The organism is Gelidibacter mesophilus DSM 14095, from assembly GCF_000423005.1.
GTDB classification, from domain to species: Bacteria; Bacteroidota; Bacteroidia; order Flavobacteriales; family Flavobacteriaceae; genus Gelidibacter; species Gelidibacter mesophilus.
In genome coordinates, this window is the sequence record NZ_AUHD01000005.1 from 377445 (window position 1) to 398719 (window position 21275).

The window sequence follows — 21275 nt, forward strand, 5'->3', positions numbered from 1 at the left end:
GAGATTAGTTAAGAAATGTTTTTAAAGATAAAGATTATAGAGAATTCAGAACTTTATTAAGATTACTTTAACATTTTACAAGGGTCGGTCTTCAAAATAGTTGACCAGAAGCGCTACGACATAGCTGTAACTGTCAATACCACTTTTTTGGTTGTTGGCCACTAAAAATCCACTATAGGTCTTTTTAAAAATGGTTTCTGAAATGTTTTCGTACGATTGCCAGAACAACCGCATTTCCTCATAATTTTTCAAAACCCCAATATTGACTTTTACTATAAGCTTCTCATACTTTAAAGGATCTCTCAAATAGACATCATTTAAGCAATTTCTCAAGGCGAAAGAATACCCGGAGTAGTTAAAGTAGATATTCTCATGTTTCATGGCAGCCATGGCGCCGATAAAATTAGCTTCGTTTTCGGCAGCATAGCCCAACTGATGTGCTATTTCATGGCTTGTGGTCGTGGGGTATTTATAGGAAGGAATGAGTCCGTCAATTTGTGCCTCGTTGGTAAACGGATTCAGATAGCCACTAAATCCCATATAAGTCAGTGGTAAACTATATATCGAACGTTTTAAACTACTCGGCCAATAGGCAAGATTTGGATATTCTCTGGCAAGTTGTTCATAACCCTTTGGTGCCAATTTAATAAGTTCACGTTTGGTATACGGCATGACCACCATTGTGGTGTCATTATTTTCTATCATACCATGAATAACATTCGTTTTTAGGATGAGAGCTTCGGTAAACTCGACCAGTTCTTCGGTGGAATAATCGTTTTCGATTTCTAATGATTGATGCAACGGCAACCTATAGTAATTGAAGGCCCAAAGGATGTGAAAAGCAAAATATCCCAAGGAAACCGCCGAGAGAACATCCAGAACATAATTTTTGGTGTCTCGTCTCAGGCGTTTTCTATTTTTGAAAAGCCATCGGATGATATAGAGACCTGCTAGGGTATAGAGCACATCGCCTACTGAGAACGGAACCCAACCAAATGCAAAATGCATGGCTTTGGAGGTCCATTTATAAATGCCGTTGCTGTAATAGTTTTCGACAAATTCAGGAAAATTTGCCAATAGCTTTATGAGCAAAATTTGTAAGATCAAAGAAAGGGCAATAATAAGTTTGGTATGTTTGCGCATGCCTCAAAAATAGAAAATAGTTTTATATAACATACATGAATCCGTACCTTTGTAAAACAACATAAATATGTCTTATGACATACGCATAATCAAAATTTGGCCACAAATTCGAATGAAAATTTGCCGATGGCATAGGAGCATTAAAAAATGATAAACATCTATATATGAATTCAGAAATAAGACAATTAGAGCCTAAAGTGCTTTGGAATAAATTTGCCGATTTAAATGCCGTCCCACGACCTTCAAAAAAGGAAGAACGTGTGATTGCCTTTATGAAAGATTTCGGAAAGAATCTAGGCTTGGAAACCATTGAAGACAAGGTAGGCAACGTAATTATTAAAAAACCGGCAACGGCGGGAATGGAAGACCGTCAAATGGTGGTGATGCAATCGCATTTAGATATGGTTCACCAAAAGAATAACGCTACCAATTTTGATTTTGATACCCAGGGCATCGAGATGTACGTCGACGGCGATTGGGTTAAAGCAAAAGGCACAACGCTTGGCGCCGATAATGGGTTGGGGGTTGCTACAATTATGGCCATTTTAGAAAGTTCTGACATTCCGCATCCTGCTATTGAAGCGTTGTTTACAATTGATGAGGAAACCGGAATGACGGGCGCCAAAGGCTTGGAAGGTGGATTGTTGCAAGGCGATATTCTTTTGAACCTCGATACCGAAGAAGATGATGAAATTGGCGTTGGCTGTGCAGGAGGTATTGATGTAACCGCAACAAGAACCTATAAGGAAGAAGAAACACCTGAGTTTAAAACGGGTTATAAAATCACCATAAAAGGTTTACAAGGCGGGCATTCAGGGATGGATATCCATAAAGGATTTGGGAATGCCAATAAGTTGATGAACCGTTTGCTTTTTGATGGTTTTGAAAACTTCGGACTCCGAATTTCTGAAATTGATGGTGGAAGTCTGCGCAATGCCATTCCTAGAGAGAGCAATGCGATTGTAGCAGTTGACACGATGAATGAAGCTGCCTTTAATACCGAAATCGAAGAAATTATCAACGATATCAAAACGGAATATAAAACTTTAGAGCCTAATTTGACGGTGGAGATCACCAAAATAGAAACTCCGAAAATGATCATGGATTTGGGTGTGCAGGAAGGTTTGACGAGAGCTCTTTATGCCGCTTGTAATGGGGTTTATAGAATGAGTCCTGACATTCCTGATTTGGTTGAAACCTCAAATAATATTGCAAGAGTTGTAGTTAAGGAAGGTGAAATTAAAATTTCTTGTTTGACGCGTTCCTCTGTAGAAACTTCAAAATGGGATTTGGCCAATATGTTGCGTGCAACTTTTGAGCTTACAGGCTGTGAAGTAGAATTTGATGGTGATTACCCTGGATGGAAACCGAATATGGATTCCAAGATTTTAAAGGTGTTATCAAAACTATATACTGAAATGAATGGTAAAGAGGCGCATGTAGCGGCCTGTCATGCAGGATTGGAATGTGGTATTTTAGGACAAAATTATCCAGAAATGGACATGATCAGTTTTGGACCAAATATTAAAGGCGCCCATTCTCCTGACGAACGTGCCCAAATATCATCGGCACAGAAATACTGGAAATTTGTATTGGAGATTTTGAAGAATATTCCTAAAAAATAGAATTTTAAAATACTAAATACCAAATCTAGATCGAATGTTTTAGGACATATAATAAAATTGAGGTTAAAAAAAAGCAGCTATGAAAATTATCAAAGCTGCTTTTAGTTTTCCAAATGGATTGGATTTTTAAATGTTTAGTATGGAATTTTTAAATTTTATTCTTCAATCCCCACCATTTCAATAATAAAAATCAAATCTGTACTTGGTGGAATCACACGGTTACCGCGTTCTCCGTACGCCAAGTGAAATGGTAAATAGAAGAATGATTTGTCGCCTACTTGCATTTGATTGACCGCCTCTTTAAAACCAGGAATCATTTGTGCATCAGGACTGATTGGCATTGGCATTGGGTTGTACATCTGTCTTTGGTCCTTTTGCTCATTATACATGCCATAATGCTCTTCAACGGTTTTTACATTACTATCAAATAAACGTCCATCAGTAAAATAACCTTCATAGTATAATTTTACAGTTTGTCCTGTTTTAGGTTTGACCCCAGAACCTTTAGTAATGTTATACATTTTTAAACCAGAAGCCAATGTTTTTGATTTGCCTTCGTAGGTTTCAAGAGCTGGTTTCATATCTGCAGCAGCGGCCGCACTTTTCTCAGCTCTAATTTTTTGTGCTTCTTCCTCTTTTGCCAAACGCTCTTTTTCTTCCTGTTCCGCTTTTGCGAAATGATCCTTGAATATTTTTGGAGCATCAAAATTTTTGGCATCTTTACCTTTTCTGATGATGTTTACTTCTTGCATGATTACATCCTCAACCGGTTTGTCACCAGGCTTTGTGGTTTCGACACCTGCTAAAGTGTGCAGCACATCTTCTCCCATCACCAAATAACCAAAAACGTTATACCCACCATCTAGGTTAGGTGTAGGTCCTTCAGTAATGAAAAACTGGCTACCATTGGTATTTGGACCAGAATTGGCCATAGATAGAGTCCCTACTTTATCATGTAACAGATCTTCAGAAATTTCATTGTTAAATTTATATCCAGGGCTACCGCTTCCTGTTCCTGTAGGATCACCACCTTGAATCATGAACTCATCAATAATTCTGTGAAATATCAATCCGTTGTAATATTTTTTACCAATATATGCACTGTCCACAAGCGTGTTTGTGCCTTCAGCAAGTGATATGAAATTTGCCACTGTTATAGGTGCTTTTTGGTATTCCAAGCGGATAACCATAGTTCCTTTATTAGTGATGATTTCTGTGTACAACCCATCCTCTAAGTCTGGGTATTTGTCTTTACAGGCCGTAGCCGTAATAAGTGACATTAATAATAAGAGGCCAAAAGCCTTTTTAATCAATCGCATAGTTTTAATCGTTTTGGTTTTGAATTATTGAATTTACGGTCACTTTACAGATGACTGGCGTATTGGTGCCAATTTTATTTTTGTCACCATAGTAACCATAAGCTTTTTGGGATGGAAATAAAAAGGTGACCGTTTCACCTGGTTTCATAAGTTTTAGACCTTCCCGGAGCCCTGTAAATATTTCTTCTTGATCCATGGCATAATCGCGTGGATGGATGTCGTCATCTGAATAAATATCATTGCCATTAAAGTCTTTCACATCGTAATCAAAGTTGACAATATCTCCAAAAGAAGGTTTAATGGTATCCTTTTCTACTTTAATGTTATAATAGTACCAAAAACCACTTTCTGAAGCGATATAGGTTTTTGAGGTGTCTTTTTTAATGATGTTTTTTATCTGATTGGACTCCTCGGTATTCAGTTTTTTATTGCGTTCTGCTGATATTTTTATGAAGGAACCCGATTTTTGGGAAATTGGTCTTCTCGCTTCAGGAGATTTGCAGCTGCTGAGGCCAATAGTTAGGAGTAGGATGATAAGAGTGGCTCTTGTCATGAATTTAGGGTGTTTTTATAGCGTGGCAATATACTAATAAATTTTTCAACTGTATCAATTAAATTGAGGTCGCTTTTACCACCTGCTGCGTTGGTATGCCCACCACCGCCAAAGTTTTCTCGTGAGAATTCGTTGACGGAAAACGCGCCTTTACTGCGTAAAGAAATCTTAATAATACCCTCTTGCTTGTGCTCAATGAAGATGGCTGCAAAAATAATGTTTTTGATAGAAAGTCCGTAATTCACGAAACCTTCGGTATCTCCTTTTCTAAAGTTGGCGGCATTTAGTTCCTCTTGGGTGAGCGTAATATAGGCTGTTTTATATTCTGGAAGAATTCTGAGATTTTTAAGTGCGACGCCTAGTAATTGCAAACGTTCGTAACTATTAGTATCGTATATCGCATTGTAAATTTCGGAATGATCTGCCCCTTTATTAATCAATTCAGCGGCTACTAAATGCGTTTTGCTTGTAGATGATGGAAAGCGAAAAGAGCCTGTATCTGTTAAAATTCCAGCATAGAGACATGTGGCCATATCCCCATCAATATTTTCAGTATCTCCTAACATGTCTATAAAATGATAGACCATTTCACAGGTAGAGCTCATAAATACATCACTAAACATGTATTTAGCATAGGCATCCGGTTGCTGATGATGGTCAATCATGATTTTGAGCGCTTTTGAATTGGCTAAAGAAGTTGCCATATCACCCGCACGGTGGAACGCATTAAAATCTAAAGTAAAAATAATATGACTCTGTTCTATAAGACTTTCAGCATTGCTCATGTCCGATTCATAAATAATGACCTTGTCATTACCTGGCAACCATTTCAAAAAATCAGGATAGTCATTTGGCGCGATTACGGTGGCCTTATGGTGGTTCTTTATAAGATAGTGGCAAAGTCCTAAGGTAGAACCCATAGCATCGCCATCAGGATTTTTGTGGGGAATGATGACGACGTTTTTTGGCGCGATTAATAGCGCCTTAATTTCTTGAATATCTTGTTCAGTCATAGCTGGCGAAGATACAATTTTTTAAGATTCATGTTATGGTTTTTAGTGATAAATGCCGTACTTTTGCACGAAATTTAGAAGGGCTTTAGGAAAAAAGGATCACAATTAGAGTGTAGATTTGAGAGTCCAAAAAGATAAAACAATAAAAATCAGAATTAATTAAATTACAAATATGGCAACGAATAGAACGTTTACAATGCTTAAGCCAGATGCAGTCGAAAAAGGACACATTGGTGCAATCTTAGAAAAAATCAGTGCTTCCGGCTTTAGAATCGTAGCATTAAAATTAACGCATATGACTACTGCAGATGCAAAGGAGTTTTATGCTGTACACAGCGAAAGACCTTTTTATGGCGAGTTGGTAGAATATATGACCCGTGGACCAATTGTGGCTGCGGTTTTAGAAAAGGAAAATGCGGTTGAAGATTTCAGAACCCTTATAGGTGCTACAAATCCTGCGGATGCTGCTGAAGGTACTATTCGTAAATTATACGCGGCTTCTATTGGTGAAAATGCAGTTCACGGAAGTGACAGTGATGAGAATGCTGCCATTGAAAGCGCCTTTCATTTTGCTGGAAGAGAGATGTTTTAAAGGTTTTAAACCTATTTTAGTATAAAAGGCTTGGAACAAAATGTGTTCCAAGCCTTTTTTTTAGGAACTACTTAAGAACAAAAAGCCCCACAACAGGTGTTGCAGGGCTTTATCATTTAAAAAAGCTTATATATTAGATAACTTTTACGTTAACTGCGTTTAATCCTTTTTTTCCTTCTGTAAGATCGAATTCAACTTCATCGCCTTCACGAATTTCGTCGATTAATCCTGAAATGTGAACAAAATGTTCTTTGTTGTTTCCTTCTTCTACGATAAAACCGAAGCCTTTAGCATCGTTGAAAAATTTTACTGTTCCTTTACTCATTGTAATAAAATATTAAATTAATTATATAATTATTCAAAGATAGCGCCAAAATGAATACAAAATACGTTTTAGGGCATATTTTTTTTTGAATGATGTAATTGACGTATTCATTTAGTGAAATCTAGTCCTGAAAAACATCTAAACCTCATGTGTTTAGTGTTTTGTGAAATCAATATGACCGATTTTTCCACAATTATAATTTCACTCAATTTGGTAAGCTAATTTTGTAAATGACCTTTAATCAATTGCTTAAAATCTTAAGTTTTACTGTATAAACAAGTCATTATTCTTAGGTAAACTGCCTTTTCGTTTACGATTATAGTATCAAAATCGCCTTTATACTCTCCTTTTTGCCTTCTTGCTCTCGAAAAGTGATTAAGATTTTGACTATTAACTGCTAACTATGGAGTTAGAAGCAGGATTAAAAAACATTGTTCATATCCAGGAGTTTTTGCAAACGCTTAAAAATACACTAATGCTTAACCAGTACACTGCACTGTTTTCCTAATAACGCACCAACCCCAGCGGCAATGCCTCCAATGAATCCCGTGACAATCAATAACAAAATTGAACTGCCTCCCAAGGGCAATAATATTGCTATTTTTTTCGCAAGAATAAAATCGTTGGTATTGCTCAGCACGAATGAATAACTTATCCAAAATAAAAAAACAGCTATAAATGGAATAAAAAATACAGCAGTACGATTTAAACTAAAAAATAAGGCCGACAAAAACCCAGCTACCATAACATGCCACCAAGGTAAAAGCTGTGATAGGATAATGGCGAGCACTAGGGTGGTTATAAAATTGATGAGATTCTTTTTCATTGTTATGGCGTTAAAGTTTGGCTTGCTATAATCTCTTTTTTATCCTGTTGATCTTGCATAAATAGTAAATTCATATATTTTCCTGCAGCCCAATCATCAATAAAATTGTCATAATATTTGCTGCCTGGATTCCCTGATTGTCCACCTGGATATATACCATAGCCGGTTGGCGGGGTTGTCATTTCTACAACCATCCGCCATGATGGTCCGTGGTTTTTTGATGCGGCATTAACAGTATTGTAATCGCCACCGATGGGCACGTCAAATCTTGAAAATGCAGGCAAGGCTTGGAGTAAATGGCCAATAAAAGTGGCTTTGTATGCGCTCCAATTATAATCGCCATGTTTTGCCTTCCATTCTGTCAATTCTTTCGCCGTTTCTTTAAAGGTCATCAAGAACAAATCCTTGGCGGTTTCTTTTTTAGGCGTGTCTATAATATCCATGAGTTCATCTTTTGGGTTGTTTTTGAACATATAAATGGTCTGATAGACAAATGGTTTTTCCATGGCCACACTTTCGGCGTCATACTCATCCCAAACTATGGTATATAGTTTTGTCCACCAACTTTCCCAAATGCTTGGTGCAATTTGATCGATTTCGCTATAGAAATCCCACATCTTAATAGTTTTGAGGATCTCTTTTTCTTCGTTGGATAATGAGGAAGTATCCATATTTGCGAATATATAAGGAAGCAATTCCGACGCTTTTAAATTATAGTTGTTGTTCTGCAGGTTCTTGAAATCCTGAATGTCAAATTTGTCCTTCGCTCTAAAAAAATCGTTGATCACGCGGTTCCTATAGGTTTCATAACCATCATTAAAAACATAAAACGGGTAGGAGGTATCAACAGGATGCTGATTTGCGGAACTTACAAACCCGCGCTCAGGGTTTTTGCTATGGGCGTTAAATTCTTGTGGAATAAAACTTTGCCAATCGTGTTTGGGATTGCTGCCATCCAATAAAAACTTGCCCTGTCCTTTCCATTTGTTTGGAAATTGACCTTGAATCCATAGGGCAATATCACCTTCAGTAGAAGCAAATACGAAGTTTTGGGCTGGTGCTGTATAACTTTTCAGAGCATCTAAATAATCCTCATAATTTTTTCCTTCGTTAAACTTTAAAAACGTCCGCTGGTTATTACCGCCAATATGTCCAACCCACTGCATGGCGAAGCCAGCTTTCGCATTATTGCCTTTAAAATTATGATCATAAGTTACGGGGCCATGGTGTGTGTAAATGATGGTGTCATACAGCGTTGCCCCATTCCTGATCTTGATCTCCTCAATGCGCTGTGTGGTTTTTTTCCATTGGCCATCATGTTTGTATTCTTTTCTTGAATTGTCCTTAAACTCAATTTTATACCAATCAATAACATCGCGGGTGGCATTGGTTTCACCCCAAGAGATATGATTGTTATAGCCAGAAATGATGCCTAAGGCGCCAGGAAGTGTTGCGCCATAACTATTGTGTTCCGGAGTTGCCAATTGCATGACAAACCAAATGGAAGGAAGATTTAAGCTCAAATGCGGGTCATTGGCCAAAATAGGATGACCAGAATATGATTTTTCACCTGAAACGGCCCAGTTGTTACTTCCATTTTGAGGATGGGGTTTGTTTATGGTCTCTGAAATGGAAAAGGAATCTATAGGAATTTTCTGCTCAGGAGCTTCAGGCATGGTTATATCTATGAAACTCCAGTCGGTTTCCTTGGAAATTACAGGGTCATTGACATCAAAAAAATCTGGGTATAACAAGTCAAAGCGGTCTTTTCCATACTTAGCCAGGGCATTGGTGCGTTCCATATCTGATTCTCTTCCTGCAAGCATTTTAGTCATATACATCAGCAAAAGGGCTGTTTTTTTTGTGGTCCATGCTTCAGGTGCGTAATCCAATAATTTATATTCTACTGGATACTCTTTGGGCTGCAATTGATGGATATAGCTATTCACACCGTCTCGGTAGGCTTCAATATAGCTTAAGGTTTCTGGGTCCTCTTGCATTTTTAGGAGGGCATTTTCTGCACCAAATAACATCCCGCGTCGACGTTCCTGACGGTCATAATCCAAGGCTTGCTCTCCGAGAATTTCTGATAAACGGCCACCAGCTGCAAAGGTTTGAAACTCCAATTGCCACAAACGATGTTTGGCCGTTAAATAGCCTTGTGCGCGATAAAGATCGGTGTTGTTTTTGGCGAATACATGAGGGATTAAAGCATTGTCATAATGTACGCTCACCTTATTTTTTAGACCATTAATTTGCATCGTCGTGCTGAGGTTCTCATCGTTTTCATTTTGCCAAAATCCTTGATTGGGACTTAAAAACTTGCCGATTGGTGGAATGCTGCCAAATTTACTGTTGAGCCCAAAAAATACGACTAATGTCAGCAAAAGAGTTAATAGGAGCTTGAAATATTTCATAGAAACAACTGTGTTAAGAACTTGAAAATAAGAAATAATGCAGAAAGATAATTATAATGAAGAGAAAGCACTGGTTTTTATAAAATGTGCGATATAGTTTTTTTAACGAAGCACTAATTTTTTAATAACCTCCTTACCAAGAGATTCATTCAGCATTGTTATAATTTTCTCCTTGCCGTAACTGAGTTCTTCTCTTAATACGCTCGAACTTAACTGTACATAAAGGGTATCACGTTCCAATTGAATGGCGGTGGTATAATTATTCACGCCGTTACCCATCATTTGAGCCCAAGCATCCCTCACATTTACTTTGTCCAAACCTGGTTGGAGTCTGTTGTTATCCACAAATTCTTTTAAGAGGTCACTAATAGAAAGATTGTCTTTGTTGCGTTTGGCCATTTTGTTGTAATCGTTATTCGCTTGCTAAATTGGAGAAAAAGAGTGCGTTATTTTTGAATTTGAATTGCGTTGAGACAATAAAGAATTATTTTTCCACAACGATGGGTTCAAAACGCTTATAAAGATACTTTATCTTTTGGTCATTAATAATTAAAAGTTGGTCTTCAGTCGCATTTAAAACCGTTTCTTTCCAATTAGCAAAAGGGGTGTCGTAATAAATATGGAGACTATCGTTTTCAATTTTTAATATTAGACTTTCAACATCCTTAGATGTGGTATATGTACCGTCAAATCTTGGTTTCATCTTTTTTCTGAAGCCCGTCAAGCTATCCGTAATACTGAAATAATCAACAGTATCGTTATAATTGTAATCGCGTTTAGTGACATCAGGAAGGGTGACTTCATCAATTTCCCAGTAGCCATTTAAATGTGGGATAAATAAATTGGGGTCGTTGGAACAACTAAAAAGTAGTAAGGTCAAAACTAAGATTGTATATTTTTTCATAGAGATGTCGATTATTTAAATTACAAAATTAATGTACCAAATTCTAAAATTACCGGATGCAATTGGAATTTGCGTGTCTGTCGGTAGACAGGGAATTTTAAATGTTCAAATTTTTGATTTCATTACAGCTTAAATATCTTATAGGATTGATGTACCTGTTTAATAATGTTTTCGGTACGATCAGCATGAGTGTCACTGATAAAAAGTTGTCCAAAATTTTCATTGTTGACCAATTCAATAATTTGCGCCACACGATGTTCATCTAATTTATCGAAAATGTCGTCCAAAAGCAAAATAGGCGAGACGCCACTTCGCTGTTTTATAAAATCAAATTGTGCCAATTTTAAGGCAATCAAAAATGATTTCTGTTGGCCTTGACTTCCAAATTTTTTAATGGGAAACTCGTCTATTTCAAAATTCAAATCGTCTTTGTGAATTCCCACAGAGGTATATTGTAGCGCCTTGTCTTTATTGATATTATTTTTTAAAAGCGAATTCAGGTCGTCATCAAATAAATCACTCTTATAACTTAAATTAACAGGTTCCTGGTTATTGCTTATCGCATTATAACGCGTTTTGAAAATTGGAACAAAAGTTTCTAAAAATGCTTTTCTAATGGTGAAAATTTCCGATCCATAGGTGTGCAATTGTGCGTTGTAAACTTCCAGAGTTTGTGCGTTAAACGTATTGTTCAGTGCAAAATATTTTAATAAAGCATTGCGCTGCTGCAATACTTTGTTGTAATTAATAAGTAGATTGAGATAGTTTTTATCGCTTTGCGAGATGACACTGTCAATAAATTTTCGTCTGGTGTCACTGCCTTCAATAATCAAATCCCTATCCGCCGGAGAAATAATAACCAAGGGAATAAAACCAATATGGTCACTAAATTTCTCGTAAGCTTTAGAGTTTCGCTTGATCATCTTTTTTTGCGATTTTTTCAACGAAACCACAATCTTTTCTTCACGCTGCTCTTTTTCAAAAACACCTTCCACTACAAAAAACTCCTCACCATGTCTAATGTTCTGGGAGGCTATAGGATTGAAATAGCTTTTACCAAAAGAAAGATGATAAATAGCATCCAGGACATTGGTTTTTCCGATGCCATTGGCGCCTACAAAACAATTGATCTTTTGATCAAATATAAAGTCTTGACTTTCAAAATTCTTATAATTTAATAAGGAAAGGGTGTTTAAAATCATGTAAAAAATCCGCTTTTAAATATGATTGTATTACTACAATGCGAAAGGAAGTGCAAATTATTGAAAAATAACAACTATTACCTTTTAAATACCAATAAAAATTATAATTTTGCGGCGCATAAATTATGACGATATGGCAACTTATAAAAAAAGAGGATACAAACCAAAAACGAAAGCTGAGCAGGAAGAGGTTTTAGAAGAAAACTCCACAACGGCTGAAGTATTTAATACCTTAGATGAGTCGGCTTCTAAAACTGAAGAATGGGCAGTAAAAAACCAAAATGTTATTATTGGTGCTATTGCGGTTGTTGCAGTTGTAGTTTTAGGATATTTGGGATACAATAAGTTTGTTGCAGAGCCCAAAGCTAGTGAAGCGATGAATGAGATGTTTAAGGCACAGCAATATTTTGAACAAGCGCTTAATGGAGCGACGGCTAAAGATTCTTTATATACTTTGTCTCTTAATGGAGGTGAAGGTAAGTACGGAATGTTAGACATTATTGAAGAATATAGTGGTACACCAGCGGCTAATTTGGCCAATTATTATGCTGGAATGGCCTATTATAATTTGAATGATTACCAAAATACTGTTAAGTATTTGGGTGATTTTTCAAGTAAGGATGAAATTTTGGGTCCCATTTCTAAAGGAAGAATAGGGGATGCTTTTGTGCAGTTGAATCAACCGGAAGATGCTTTGAGCTATTATGAAAAAGCTGCGAGTATGAATGAAAATGATTATACAACACCAATGTATTTATTCAAAGCGGGCAATGTTGCTTTAAATTTAGGTAAAACTAAAACAGCTCTTGACCATTTTAATACTATAAAAGAAACCTATCCAAGTTCTAGTGAAGCTTCAAATATTGATGTGTTCATTGGAAAAGCGCAAGCAAGTTTATAAGGAAAAATGGCGACAAAAAATCAGAATTTATCAGAATATGATAAGCACACAATCCCAAATGCGAAAGACTTTCGATTTGGGATTGTCGTTTCAGAATGGAACAGCAATATTACAGACAACCTTTACAAAGGCGCTCTTGACACCTTGATTGAACACGGTGCATTGCCGGATAATATTATTAGCTGGCATGTGCCAGGTAGCTACGAATTGATCTATGGCAGCAAAAAAATGCAAGATCATCAAGTGGATGCCGTTATTGCTATTGGTTGTGTGATTCAAGGTGAAACTAAACATTTTGATTTCGTTTGCGAAGCGGTTTCCCAAGGAATTAAAGATTTAAATGTCGTCAATGATACGCCTGTTATTTTCTGTGTATTGACTGATAATGTAATGCAACAATCTATTGATAGATCCGGTGGCAAACACGGAAATAAAGGTGTTGAAGCTGCTGTAGCTGCTATTAAGATGGCAGTTTTGCGTCAGGCTTAATTGATTGATAGTCTTCAATTGGTAGTTTTCTGTCTTCAGTTTGTGGGCTAATAAAAATATCGTTTAGTCGTAAGTTTTTGGATGTTTTTCGTTCTATGAAAATCTCCAACTATAGGCGCCATCAGTTTTTTTACATTTATCTTAGGCGTCATCATCTGTCATCCGTCATCCTCGCTTCAGGCGTTCCGCTCCCATTTCCCCACGTCTTTTGTTAACAATTTTTAGCAGTTAAACCATCGTTTTTCCTCGTATTTTGAGTACATTTGAAGTTCACAAAGGCAAACGTTCAACAGTGAATTTATTTAAACAGCGTCAACCTAAACGTTTCAGTTACACGCCAAGACACCTCAAAGAGCATCAGAAAGATAGCTCGAATGACTTTGATCCTAAATGGCGTCAAAAAGCACCTCGAAAGAGAACATTGCGGACATTACCTATCCTATTGATTATTTTGGGTATGGTAATTGTTATTTGGTATGTTTTAAGTAACTACGAAATTTAGAAATTATGGGCATCTTTAAAACACGTCAAAACAAAAAATTTAGCTATTCGCCTCGTTATTATAAAGGGGAGGAAAATCCTTATGAAATCAAGCATAAATTTGATAAGCACAGAAAAACGGTTGGAAAAGTTGGTTTAAAAGGTAAATTCGAAAATGCTTGGGACGATTATAAGAACAGTCCAGATGCAGCTGTAAACAAACGAACGTTGATTATTATCGGAATTTTAGTGTTTATTTTTCTGTTGATCATAGGCTTCGATTTGTCAATATTCTTTTCAAAAGGCTAATGTCAGATATCATTCAACTTTTACCAGATCATGTTGCGAACCAAATTGCGGCAGGAGAGGTCGTGCAACGTCCTGCTTCTGTGGTCAAGGAATTGACGGAAAATGCCATTGATGCTGATGCTACCTCAATCAAGTTGATTATAAAAGATGCGGGCAAGACCCTTGTTCAAGTTATTGATAATGGGAAAGGAATGAGTGCTACCGATGCGCGGTTGAGTTTTGAGCGCCACGCCACTTCAAAAATCCGCTCTGCCGATGATTTGTTCAGTTTGAATACCAAAGGCTTTAGAGGTGAGGCTTTGGCAAGTATTGCTGCGATAGCCCATGTAGAATTGAAATCTAAAGAGGCCAATGAGGAGCTTGGAACGCTGATAGCTATTGAAGGCAGTGAAATTAAAACCCAAGAAGTAACCGTCACCCCAACAGGTACTTCTATTGCCGTAAAACATTTGTTTTTCAATATTCCTGCCCGTCGTAATTTTTTAAAATCGAATACGGTCGAATTGCGTCATATAATTGATGAGTTTCATCGTATTGCTTTGGCGCATCCTAAAGTTGCTTTTGCCATGTATCATAATGGCAGCGAGATTTTCAATTTGTACGAGAGCAATTACCGCCAACGTGTAGTTAATATTTTCGGATCAAAAACCAATGAAAAACTGGTTCCAGTTGAAGAGACAACTGAGGTTTTAACAATTTCTGGCTTTGTCGGGAAACCGCAATTTGCAAAGAAATCAAGATCAGAACAGTTTTTTTTCGTCAATAATCGCTTTATAAAAAGTCCCTATCTCAATCATGCCGTCAATGCAGCTTTTGAAGGTTTGATCAAAGACAGCAACCATCCCATTTATTTTTTAAACTTAACGGTCGATCCAAAATCAATAGATATCAATATTCATCCTACAAAAACTGAAATAAAGTTTGATGATGAACATACGCTTTATGCTATTTTGAGGTCTTCGGTAAAGCATAGTTTAGGACAATTCAATATTGCACCGGTATTGGATTTTGATTATGATACCAATCTTGATACGCCGTACAACTATAAGGATAAAGGCGCTGCAACACCCACCGTTGAGGTGGATCGAAATTATAATCCGTTTCGGGAAGAACGCCCATCAGGGAAGCAGGTAACAGCGTTTAGAAAACAAACGGCTAATAATTGGGACAGTTTATATGTTGGATTGGAATCAAAAGGAACTCGTGACCAACAGGATTTTAGTCATGTTGAATTTGAGAGTGATCCTGAGAAAACTTCTCTTTTTGAAGATAATGCGCAAATAGAAAAAACGCAGAGTACTTATCAGTTTCAAAATAAGTACATTATTAGCACTGTTAAATCTGGCATGCTGATGATTGATCAGCATCGCGCTCACCAACGGGTTTTATACGAGGGATTATTACGAAGTATGACCGTTAAGGAGGCTGTTAGCCAGCAATTGTTATTTCCTTTGCAATTGCACTTTACTGGCGCCGAACTTACGATTTTGAAACAATTGAAAGACGATTTGGAAGCAACAGGTTTTGTGTTTTCAACCATTGATGAAGAGCAAGTTGAAATTACTGGACTTCCCATTAATGTGCCAGATAGTGAAGTTTCTATGATTTTGGAGCAACTTATTAGCGACGTGGAGCAGGAAGTGCCTGACAGCCATTTTAGTGCAACCGATCTGTTGGCAAAATCTATGGCCAAGAGCTTGGCTATAAAAGCGGGGCAATCCTTATCAAATCTAGAACAAGAACATTTGGTAAACAGTCTTTTTGCTTGTAAAGAGCCTTCAGTATCTCCCACAAATAGAGCGACATTTATTACCATGTCAAGTGATGAGGTTGATAGAAAATTTATGTAATTTTAATTAAAGAAAAGATCAAAAAAGAATGAGAGGAATTACAGATACCGTTAAACATTTGCTCATCATCAATGTATTGCTGTTTGTTGCCAAAATGAGCATGCGAGACGGTCTATTAGACGAATGGCTTGCATTACATTTCCCTAAGAACCAAGCGTTTGAGCTATGGCAAATATTTACCCATATGTTCATGCATGGAAACTTTATGCATATTGCGTTTAATATGTTTGCGCTGTGGATGTTTGGTACGGCTGTAGAACAGGTTTTTGGCGCTAGAAAATTTATTTTCTTTTATATCTCAGCAGGTTTAGGCGCTGCTTTAGTTATGTTGGGTACTTATTATTTACAATATTTACCGCTAGAATCGGATATTCTTACAGCCGGCTTCAGTCCTTCGCAAATTCATGAAACGATGACTACTGGTCGCGTCATGCAAGGCGTTAATGCGGTGCAGCAAGATCAGCTTCAAAGTATGTTTTATATTTTCAATTCTTCAATGCTTGGAGCTTCTGGGGCGATTATGGGCGTTTTAGTAGCTTTTGGAATGTTATTTCCTGAATCGAAATTAATGCTCATATTTTTACCAGTTCCTATAAAGGCTAAATACTTTATTCCAGGAATCATCGCATTGGATTTAATTTCAGCAGTAACCGGACAATCATTTTTCAGTCCGAGCAACACGGCTTACGCTGCCCATCTTGGTGGCGCATTGACTGGATTTTTGATGATGTGGTATTGGAAAAAAACACAATTCAATAAAAACCGTTGGGACAGATGACCTCATTAAATCAAGATCTTCAAGAAAAGTTGAGAAACCTCAATGTGCTTGAAAAGATAATTGCCGTCAATGTGGTTATTTTTTTGATTGGCTTGCTGCTTTCCCTTGTCGTAAAATCTGGGGGTAGTTTATACTGGTTGGAATTGCCTAAAGATTTGGGTGAATTTATTTTTAAACCTTGGAGTATTATCACTTACGGATTCACGCACTACGGCTTGTTTCATTTGCTGTTCAATATGATGGTGCTTTATTTTGCAGCCCAAATGATGCTCAACTTATTTAGTCCAAAACTAGCGCTGAACATCTATTTCTTGGGAATTATTGTTGGCGGACTTTTTTATATTTCTGCCTATAATGTATTGCCACAGAATTTTTTAAAACCCGCAGGCGCCTTGGTTGGTGCGTCCGCAGGCGTAAGAGCACTGCTAATTTTCTTATGTGCTTATATGCCCAACACCCAGGTAAAGGTCATTGTATTTAATGTGAAATTATGGCATCTTGGAGTTGCCTTGGTGGCTTTTGATGCCATTGGTCTTTTCGGATCTAACCAAGGCGGACATATTGCTCATTTGGGTGGTGTTGCTTTAGGGTATTATTATGCCAAACAATTGGTTAAGGGCAAGGACATAGGCAAGGGGTTTGAGAAGTTTATGGATAGCATTAGTAATTATTTTAAGCCTTCCAAAAAATCGCCATTAAAGACGGTTCATAAACGTAAATCCAATTCAGTAGCTGGCCATACTAAAACCGAGTTTAAAGAGTTTAGTAAACAAAAGCAAATCGACCTTATTTTGGATAAAATTAGTAAAAGTGGTTATGAAAGCCTGACGGAAGAAGAAAAAGCTTTTTTGTTTAAAGCTAAAGATTAGGATCATGAAAAAGCTCAATCTCCTTGATAAGTTTGTGTTTTTCTTTAATTCCATTGCAGCAACCACACTTTTGCTAGCCTACATCTTGCCTTATCTGGAGCCTAAGCGCTTTGCTTTTTTATCTATTTTGAGCCTAACGGTTCCTTTTTTGATCATCCTCAATATACTTTTCGTCATCTATTGGCTTTTAAAAGTCAAGAAACAGTTGCTATTAAGCATAATTATTCTACTGATAGGTTTTCAATATGTGGCCTCATTGTACAAGGTGTCTGCTTCAAAGCAAGTTAATGATGCAGAGAATATTGCCGTTATGAACTACAACGTGCGTCTTTTCAATGTTTTTAAGTGGATCCCTGAAATAGACGCAGCCCAAGAAATAAGTTTATTGATCAAAGAGCAAGATCCTGACATTATCAGTATGCAGGATTATAGACCTGATGACGGACTGGCCCTAAAAAAATATTATAAGTTTGAGGAAGTTAGGGGTGATAAAATTAAAAATGGACAGGCGATCTTCTCCAAATTCCCAATAATTAATCAAGGCTCTATTGACTTTCCAAATACCTTCAACAACGCTATTTTTGCTGATGTGGTTAAGGGAAAGGATACGATCAGAGTTTACAATGTGCATTTGCAATCATTTAAAATTGATGCGAGTAAAGATCCTTTAAAAAGTGAAGCTGCTGAAAATTTATTTAAACGTGTGGGCAATACCTTCACATTGCAACAGTCTCAGGCAGATTTGTTTTTGGAACATAAGGCAAAATGTACTTATAAAACGATTGTTTGTGGTGATTTTAATAATACCGCTTATTCGTTTGTATATAAAACTATAAAAGGAACCGATTTAAGAGATGCTTTTGTTGAAGCAGGAAACGGTTTTGGACGTTCTTTTGATTTTAAATTTTTCCCAGTTAGAATCGATTTTATAATGGTAGATGACAATTTTGAAATCAACAGTTTTAAAACCTTTGATGTGAAGTTTTCAGATCACTACCCCATTATGAGTAGGGTGAAGGTGAGGTAGTTGGCAGTTTTCAGTCTTCTATTCTCATCTATAAGATTGAATTTCTCCCGCAGATATCGCAGATTATAGCAAAAAATTTAGAAAAAAATAGCGCCGCCGCTCATATATCTTTATTACCCTTAAAGAATCCTGAACCTCAAAACGACATCATCCAGCAATCCGTTGCATCTGCAATCATATGAATCACCAATCCAATCCCTAGAATTCGTGTTTTTTTAAAGAATAGGAATCCCACATAGACCACCATGGCATAATAAGTGTGAAGTGGATGGAAGTTGATGCTGCAGCGTCCAGGATCAAATAGCGGTGTTGCCAATAAATGATCTAAATCAATGAGCATGGTTGCAATCATGATTAAAAAAGTGATTTTCCAGTTAGCTCTAAAAAAGAAATAGGACACAAGTAAGGGCACACCAAAATGAATTCCATAATGTATAAAGGATTGTAACATTATACCGGTAAGGTTTGTTTTTCAAGATAGAGTAAGGCATTGGGGCCTTCGTTGAAAATTAAATCCAGAATGCTTAGATTTGGAATAAACCCGTGTTTGTCATCAAACACCTGAACATAAGGATTGAGCGGCTGTTCAATTTCTTTTCGATGATCAACTAGATATCGATAATCGGTTTTGTTGATTGGATTTAATTCAAATTCATTGGACGTTTCAAACTTCAATTCGTGTTGCAAACATTCTAAAACAGTATTCAAACATCTGAAGTTAAAATCCATCAATTGAGTTGCTTCTTCATTAAAAATCGGCGCCAAATCATGTTCGTAAAATTCAAAAAAGGGTGAACTGCTATATGCCGATTGAATGGACTTCCAATGTATGTCCTGCCATTTCTCGTCGTTTGAAATAGAAATATCCTCATAAAGTTGCCTGTTCTTTTGCGAATATACCACAGGAACAGTCAGGGGCAATCTGCCTTGTGCCCCGTAGAGATTCATTCGGTTTCTGTAGGTTTGTTTCTGATAATTATCACAAACTTCAAAAATCACTTTTTTTGCCTGAACCATTGCAACACATTGCGCTATGCTCGGAAAATAAGTGGGATGAAGTAAAATAGTCATGGTATAAAGCTACTGTTTAGACGCTCTTTTTTTACGCCAAGCATTAAATCCAAACCAAACACCTAGGAGTACGAGAAAAGGAATGAAATATGAGACTAGTTTTCCATTGCCGCCAACCGTTGTGAAGAACCGTTCCCAGCGCGGATTTTTAATACCGTCCCAGCTCATCCAGACCAATACAGGTTTTCCCACAACATGATCAAAAGGCACAAAACCCCAAACTCTTGAATCTTGCGAATTGTGACGGTTGTCTCCCATCATCCAATAATAGTCCTGACCAAAAGTATATTGATTGGTAACTTGCCCATCAATACTGATTTGATTGCCATTTACAGAGAGTTCCCGACCTTCATAAGCCGTAATGACACGTTTGTAAAGCGGAAGATTTTCGGCTGTTAAAGTGATAGTTTTTCCTTTTTCAGGGATATATAAAGGTCCGAAATAATCATTGTTCCAATCATAGGCAGCGTTCATAGGGAAAATACCAGCATCACGATTGCCCAAGGCGTCTTTTCTGATTTCTATACTTGCAATGTTGGGATGGTTTTTTGCTCGCGCTACAGCTTCTTCAGTGGCTGCAGGAATAATCCAGGTTTCAGTTTCCTGATCGTAACCTAAGCCATCGGTCATGTCAAAACGCTTTAAGATATCATAGACCTGAGCATTTGAGGTTATCTGTCCTTTAAAGGTTACGTTGTATGAGAATTGGATTCTAGCACGGTCATTGAGGACATTTTGTTTTCCGTTGATATAAACATAGCCATCTCTTATGGATAGTGTGTCGCCAGGTATCCCAACGCTACGTTTAACATAATTGGTTTTCTTGTCAATAGGTTTATAATAAAACCTATCGGTATGGCGCATATCCAACATGGTATCTACTGGCCAGTTGAATACCACAATGTCATTTCGTTTAATCTTTTGAAATCCTGGAAGTCTCATATAAGGCAGCTCAGGTTTTGAAAGATAAGATTTGATATTCAATATCGGAAGCGTATCATGTACCATAGGCGCTGCTACTGTGGTCATTGGAAGTCGCGCACCATAGTGAAATTTACTTACAAATAAAAAGTCGCCTACCAGCAATGTTTTCTCCAAAGAGGAGGTAGGAATGGTAAAAGGTTGTATGAAATAAGTGTGAACAATGGTGGCCGCTACAATGGCGAATAGAATAGAGCTTACCCAATCACCAGCTGCCGACTTAGGGTGCAGACTTCTGTCTTTAATATGCGCAACATTTGCAAAATAATTCAGATAGTAGTTATAGAAACCTAAGGTAATCAATGCTAAAACCGTATCTGTAGTCGTGTTTTTTCCAAAACTTCTCGCAGTTTCAACCCAAATCACCGGGAACATAATAAGATTGACAATAGGCACAAATAATAAAATAGTCCACCACCAAGGCCGATTGATGATTTTCATTAAAACTACTGCATTATAAACGGGAACAAAAGCTTCCCATGCTGATCTGCCTGCCTTTATGTATAATTTCCATGTGCCAAGGCCGTGTATGACCTGTATCACGAAAAAGAATATAAACCACTCTGTAAATGTCATCTGATTGTTGGTATTAAAAGTAAAA

At 37.1% G+C, this 21275-nt stretch carries 22 protein-coding genes; 9 read left to right on the forward strand and 13 right to left on the reverse strand.

Annotated features, from left to right (window positions below; all coding sequences use genetic code 11):
• Positions 1-75: 75 nt before the first annotated feature.
• Complete coding sequence (locus G525_RS0106895; protein WP_027125502.1) at positions 76-1143, reverse strand: DUF3810 domain-containing protein; 1068 nt, start codon at positions 1141-1143, stop codon at positions 76-78.
• A gap of 164 nt (positions 1144-1307) precedes the next feature.
• Here G525_RS0106895 and G525_RS0106900 point away from each other — a divergent pair, with 164 nt between their 5' ends.
• Positions 1308-2768, forward strand: coding sequence for an aminoacyl-histidine dipeptidase (locus G525_RS0106900; protein ID WP_027125503.1), 1461 nt, complete (start codon positions 1308-1310; stop codon positions 2766-2768).
• Positions 2769-2923: 155 nt separating this feature from the next.
• Here the strand turns inward: G525_RS0106900 and G525_RS0106905 are convergent, their stop codons facing one another.
• Genes G525_RS0106905 through G525_RS0106915 form a run of 3 tightly spaced genes read right to left on the reverse strand, consistent with a single transcriptional unit; the run spans position 2924 to position 5653 of the window.
• Positions 2924-4087, reverse strand: a complete 1164-nt coding sequence (locus tag G525_RS0106905) for a peptidylprolyl isomerase (RefSeq protein ID WP_027125504.1) — start codon at positions 4085-4087, stop codon at positions 2924-2926.
• A 4-nt stretch (positions 4088-4091) separates the two neighbouring features.
• On the reverse strand, positions 4092-4640 hold the full coding sequence (gene gldI / locus G525_RS0106910; protein ID WP_027125505.1) for a gliding motility-associated peptidyl-prolyl isomerase GldI: 549 nt from the start codon (positions 4638-4640) through the stop codon (positions 4092-4094).
• A complete protein-coding gene (locus G525_RS0106915) occupies positions 4637-5653 on the reverse strand; it encodes a DHH family phosphoesterase (protein ID WP_027125506.1) in 1017 nt (338 codons plus the stop codon). Before G525_RS0106915 ends, gldI begins: the two co-directional genes overlap by 4 nt.
• Positions 5654-5825: 172 nt before the next feature.
• On the opposite strand from G525_RS0106915, the gene G525_RS0106920 reads away from it, so the two are divergent.
• Entirely contained in the window at positions 5826-6245 is a 420-nt protein-coding gene (locus G525_RS0106920; protein WP_027125507.1) for a nucleoside-diphosphate kinase, read from the forward strand.
• Positions 6246-6378: 133 nt separating this feature from the next.
• On the opposite strand, the gene G525_RS0106925 is transcribed toward G525_RS0106920, so the two are convergent.
• The 6 genes from G525_RS0106925 to recF all read right to left on the reverse strand — a co-directional run bounded on the left by G525_RS0106925 (position 6379) and on the right by recF (position 11919).
• Positions 6379-6570, reverse strand: coding sequence for a cold-shock protein (locus G525_RS0106925; RefSeq protein ID WP_027125508.1), 192 nt, complete (start codon positions 6568-6570; stop codon positions 6379-6381).
• A gap of 472 nt (positions 6571-7042) precedes the next feature.
• Positions 7043-7396, reverse strand: coding sequence for a hypothetical protein (locus G525_RS0106930; RefSeq protein WP_027125509.1), 354 nt, complete (start codon positions 7394-7396; stop codon positions 7043-7045).
• Positions 7397-7398: 2 nt separating this feature from the next.
• Positions 7399-9813, reverse strand: coding sequence for a penicillin acylase family protein (locus tag G525_RS0106935; protein ID WP_027125510.1), 2415 nt, complete (start codon positions 9811-9813; stop codon positions 7399-7401).
• A 102-nt stretch (positions 9814-9915) separates the two neighbouring features.
• Positions 9916-10212, reverse strand: a complete 297-nt coding sequence (locus tag G525_RS0106940) for a DciA family protein (protein ID WP_027125511.1) — start codon at positions 10210-10212, stop codon at positions 9916-9918.
• 85 nt (positions 10213-10297) lie between these two features.
• Entirely contained in the window at positions 10298-10717 is a 420-nt protein-coding gene (locus tag G525_RS0106945) for a lipocalin family protein (RefSeq protein ID WP_027125512.1), read from the reverse strand.
• A gap of 122 nt (positions 10718-10839) precedes the next feature.
• Positions 10840-11919, reverse strand: a complete 1080-nt coding sequence (recF, locus tag G525_RS0106955) for a DNA replication/repair protein RecF (protein ID WP_027125513.1) — start codon at positions 11917-11919, stop codon at positions 10840-10842.
• Between the two features lie 133 nt (positions 11920-12052).
• Between recF and G525_RS0106960 the strand changes: the two genes are divergently transcribed.
• The 7 genes from G525_RS0106960 to G525_RS0106995 all read left to right on the forward strand — a co-directional run bounded on the left by G525_RS0106960 (position 12053) and on the right by G525_RS0106995 (position 18622).
• Positions 12053-12820, forward strand: a complete 768-nt coding sequence (locus G525_RS0106960) for a tetratricopeptide repeat protein (RefSeq protein ID WP_027125514.1) — start codon at positions 12053-12055, stop codon at positions 12818-12820.
• A 6-nt stretch (positions 12821-12826) separates the two neighbouring features.
• Entirely contained in the window at positions 12827-13309 is a 483-nt protein-coding gene (gene ribH / locus G525_RS0106965) for a 6,7-dimethyl-8-ribityllumazine synthase (protein WP_027125515.1), read from the forward strand.
• A gap of 507 nt (positions 13310-13816) precedes the next feature.
• Complete coding sequence (locus tag G525_RS0106975) at positions 13817-14098, forward strand: hypothetical protein (protein WP_027125517.1); 282 nt, start codon at positions 13817-13819, stop codon at positions 14096-14098.
• Positions 14098-15948 carry a DNA mismatch repair endonuclease MutL gene (mutL, locus tag G525_RS0106980; protein ID WP_027125518.1) on the forward strand — a complete coding sequence of 617 codons (1851 nt, stop codon included), beginning with the start codon at positions 14098-14100 and terminating at the stop codon, positions 15946-15948. The genes G525_RS0106975 and mutL overlap by 1 nt, the downstream gene beginning before the upstream one ends.
• A 28-nt stretch (positions 15949-15976) precedes the next feature.
• Entirely contained in the window at positions 15977-16726 is a 750-nt protein-coding gene (locus G525_RS0106985; protein WP_027125519.1) for a rhomboid family intramembrane serine protease, read from the forward strand.
• On the forward strand, positions 16723-17595 hold the full coding sequence (locus G525_RS0106990; RefSeq protein ID WP_027125520.1) for a rhomboid family intramembrane serine protease: 873 nt from the start codon (positions 16723-16725) through the stop codon (positions 17593-17595). The genes G525_RS0106985 and G525_RS0106990 overlap by 4 nt, the downstream gene beginning before the upstream one ends.
• A gap of 4 nt (positions 17596-17599) precedes the next feature.
• The gene (locus G525_RS0106995) at positions 17600-18622 is read left to right on the forward strand and encodes an endonuclease/exonuclease/phosphatase family protein (protein WP_027125521.1); all 1023 of its coding nucleotides are present in this window, start codon (positions 17600-17602) and stop codon (positions 18620-18622) included.
• Positions 18623-18758: 136 nt separating this feature from the next.
• Here the strand turns inward: G525_RS0106995 and G525_RS0107000 are convergent, their stop codons facing one another.
• Genes G525_RS0107000 through lepB form a run of 3 tightly spaced genes read right to left on the reverse strand, consistent with a single transcriptional unit; the run spans position 18759 to position 21250 of the window.
• Entirely contained in the window at positions 18759-19073 is a 315-nt protein-coding gene (locus G525_RS0107000; RefSeq protein WP_027125522.1) for a DUF6122 family protein, read from the reverse strand.
• Positions 19073-19693, reverse strand: coding sequence for a WbqC family protein (locus G525_RS0107005; RefSeq protein WP_027125523.1), 621 nt, complete (start codon positions 19691-19693; stop codon positions 19073-19075). The genes G525_RS0107000 and G525_RS0107005 overlap by 1 nt, the downstream gene beginning before the upstream one ends.
• A gap of 9 nt (positions 19694-19702) precedes the next feature.
• A complete protein-coding gene (gene lepB / locus G525_RS0107010) occupies positions 19703-21250 on the reverse strand; it encodes a signal peptidase I (RefSeq protein ID WP_027125524.1) in 1548 nt (515 codons plus the stop codon).
• Positions 21251-21275 lie beyond the last annotated feature (25 nt).

Excerpts from the sequence above, each read along its gene's own strand:
- G525_RS0107000 (WP_027125522.1), bottom strand. The coding sequence starts at position 19,073 with ATGTTACAATCCTTTATACATTATGGAATTCATTTTGGTGTGCCCTTA.
- G525_RS0107005 (WP_027125523.1), bottom strand. The coding sequence starts at position 19,693 with ATGACTATTTTACTTCATCCCACTTATTTTCCGAGCATAGCGCAATGT.
- G525_RS0106905 (WP_027125504.1), bottom strand. The coding sequence starts at position 4,087 with ATGCGATTGATTAAAAAGGCTTTTGGCCTCTTATTATTAATGTCACTT.
- G525_RS0106925 (WP_027125508.1), bottom strand. The coding sequence starts at position 6,570 with ATGAGTAAAGGAACAGTAAAATTTTTCAACGATGCTAAAGGCTTCGGT.
- gldI (WP_027125505.1), bottom strand. The coding sequence starts at position 4,640 with ATGACAAGAGCCACTCTTATCATCCTACTCCTAACTATTGGCCTCAGC.
- G525_RS0106920 (WP_027125507.1), top strand. The coding sequence starts at position 5,826 with ATGGCAACGAATAGAACGTTTACAATGCTTAAGCCAGATGCAGTCGAA.
- ribH (WP_027125515.1), top strand. The coding sequence starts at position 12,827 with ATGGCGACAAAAAATCAGAATTTATCAGAATATGATAAGCACACAATC.
- G525_RS0106995 (WP_027125521.1), top strand. The coding sequence starts at position 17,600 with ATGAAAAAGCTCAATCTCCTTGATAAGTTTGTGTTTTTCTTTAATTCC.
- G525_RS0106915 (WP_027125506.1), bottom strand. The coding sequence starts at position 5,653 with ATGACTGAACAAGATATTCAAGAAATTAAGGCGCTATTAATCGCGCCA.
- recF (WP_027125513.1), bottom strand. The coding sequence starts at position 11,919 with ATGATTTTAAACACCCTTTCCTTATTAAATTATAAGAATTTTGAAAGT.
- G525_RS0106990 (WP_027125520.1), top strand. The coding sequence starts at position 16,723 with ATGACCTCATTAAATCAAGATCTTCAAGAAAAGTTGAGAAACCTCAAT.
- lepB (WP_027125524.1), bottom strand. The coding sequence starts at position 21,250 with ATGACATTTACAGAGTGGTTTATATTCTTTTTCGTGATACAGGTCATA.
- G525_RS0106900 (WP_027125503.1), top strand. The coding sequence starts at position 1,308 with ATGAATTCAGAAATAAGACAATTAGAGCCTAAAGTGCTTTGGAATAAA.
- G525_RS0106935 (WP_027125510.1), bottom strand. The coding sequence starts at position 9,813 with ATGAAATATTTCAAGCTCCTATTAACTCTTTTGCTGACATTAGTCGTA.
- G525_RS0106960 (WP_027125514.1), top strand. The coding sequence starts at position 12,053 with ATGGCAACTTATAAAAAAAGAGGATACAAACCAAAAACGAAAGCTGAG.
- G525_RS0106945 (WP_027125512.1), bottom strand. The coding sequence starts at position 10,717 with ATGAAAAAATATACAATCTTAGTTTTGACCTTACTACTTTTTAGTTGT.
- G525_RS0106930 (WP_027125509.1), bottom strand. The coding sequence starts at position 7,396 with ATGAAAAAGAATCTCATCAATTTTATAACCACCCTAGTGCTCGCCATT.
- G525_RS0106895 (WP_027125502.1), bottom strand. The coding sequence starts at position 1,143 with ATGCGCAAACATACCAAACTTATTATTGCCCTTTCTTTGATCTTACAA.
- mutL (WP_027125518.1), top strand. The coding sequence starts at position 14,098 with ATGTCAGATATCATTCAACTTTTACCAGATCATGTTGCGAACCAAATT.
- G525_RS0106940 (WP_027125511.1), bottom strand. The coding sequence starts at position 10,212 with ATGGCCAAACGCAACAAAGACAATCTTTCTATTAGTGACCTCTTAAAA.
- G525_RS0106975 (WP_027125517.1), top strand. The coding sequence starts at position 13,817 with ATGGGCATCTTTAAAACACGTCAAAACAAAAAATTTAGCTATTCGCCT.
- G525_RS0106985 (WP_027125519.1), top strand. The coding sequence starts at position 15,977 with ATGAGAGGAATTACAGATACCGTTAAACATTTGCTCATCATCAATGTA.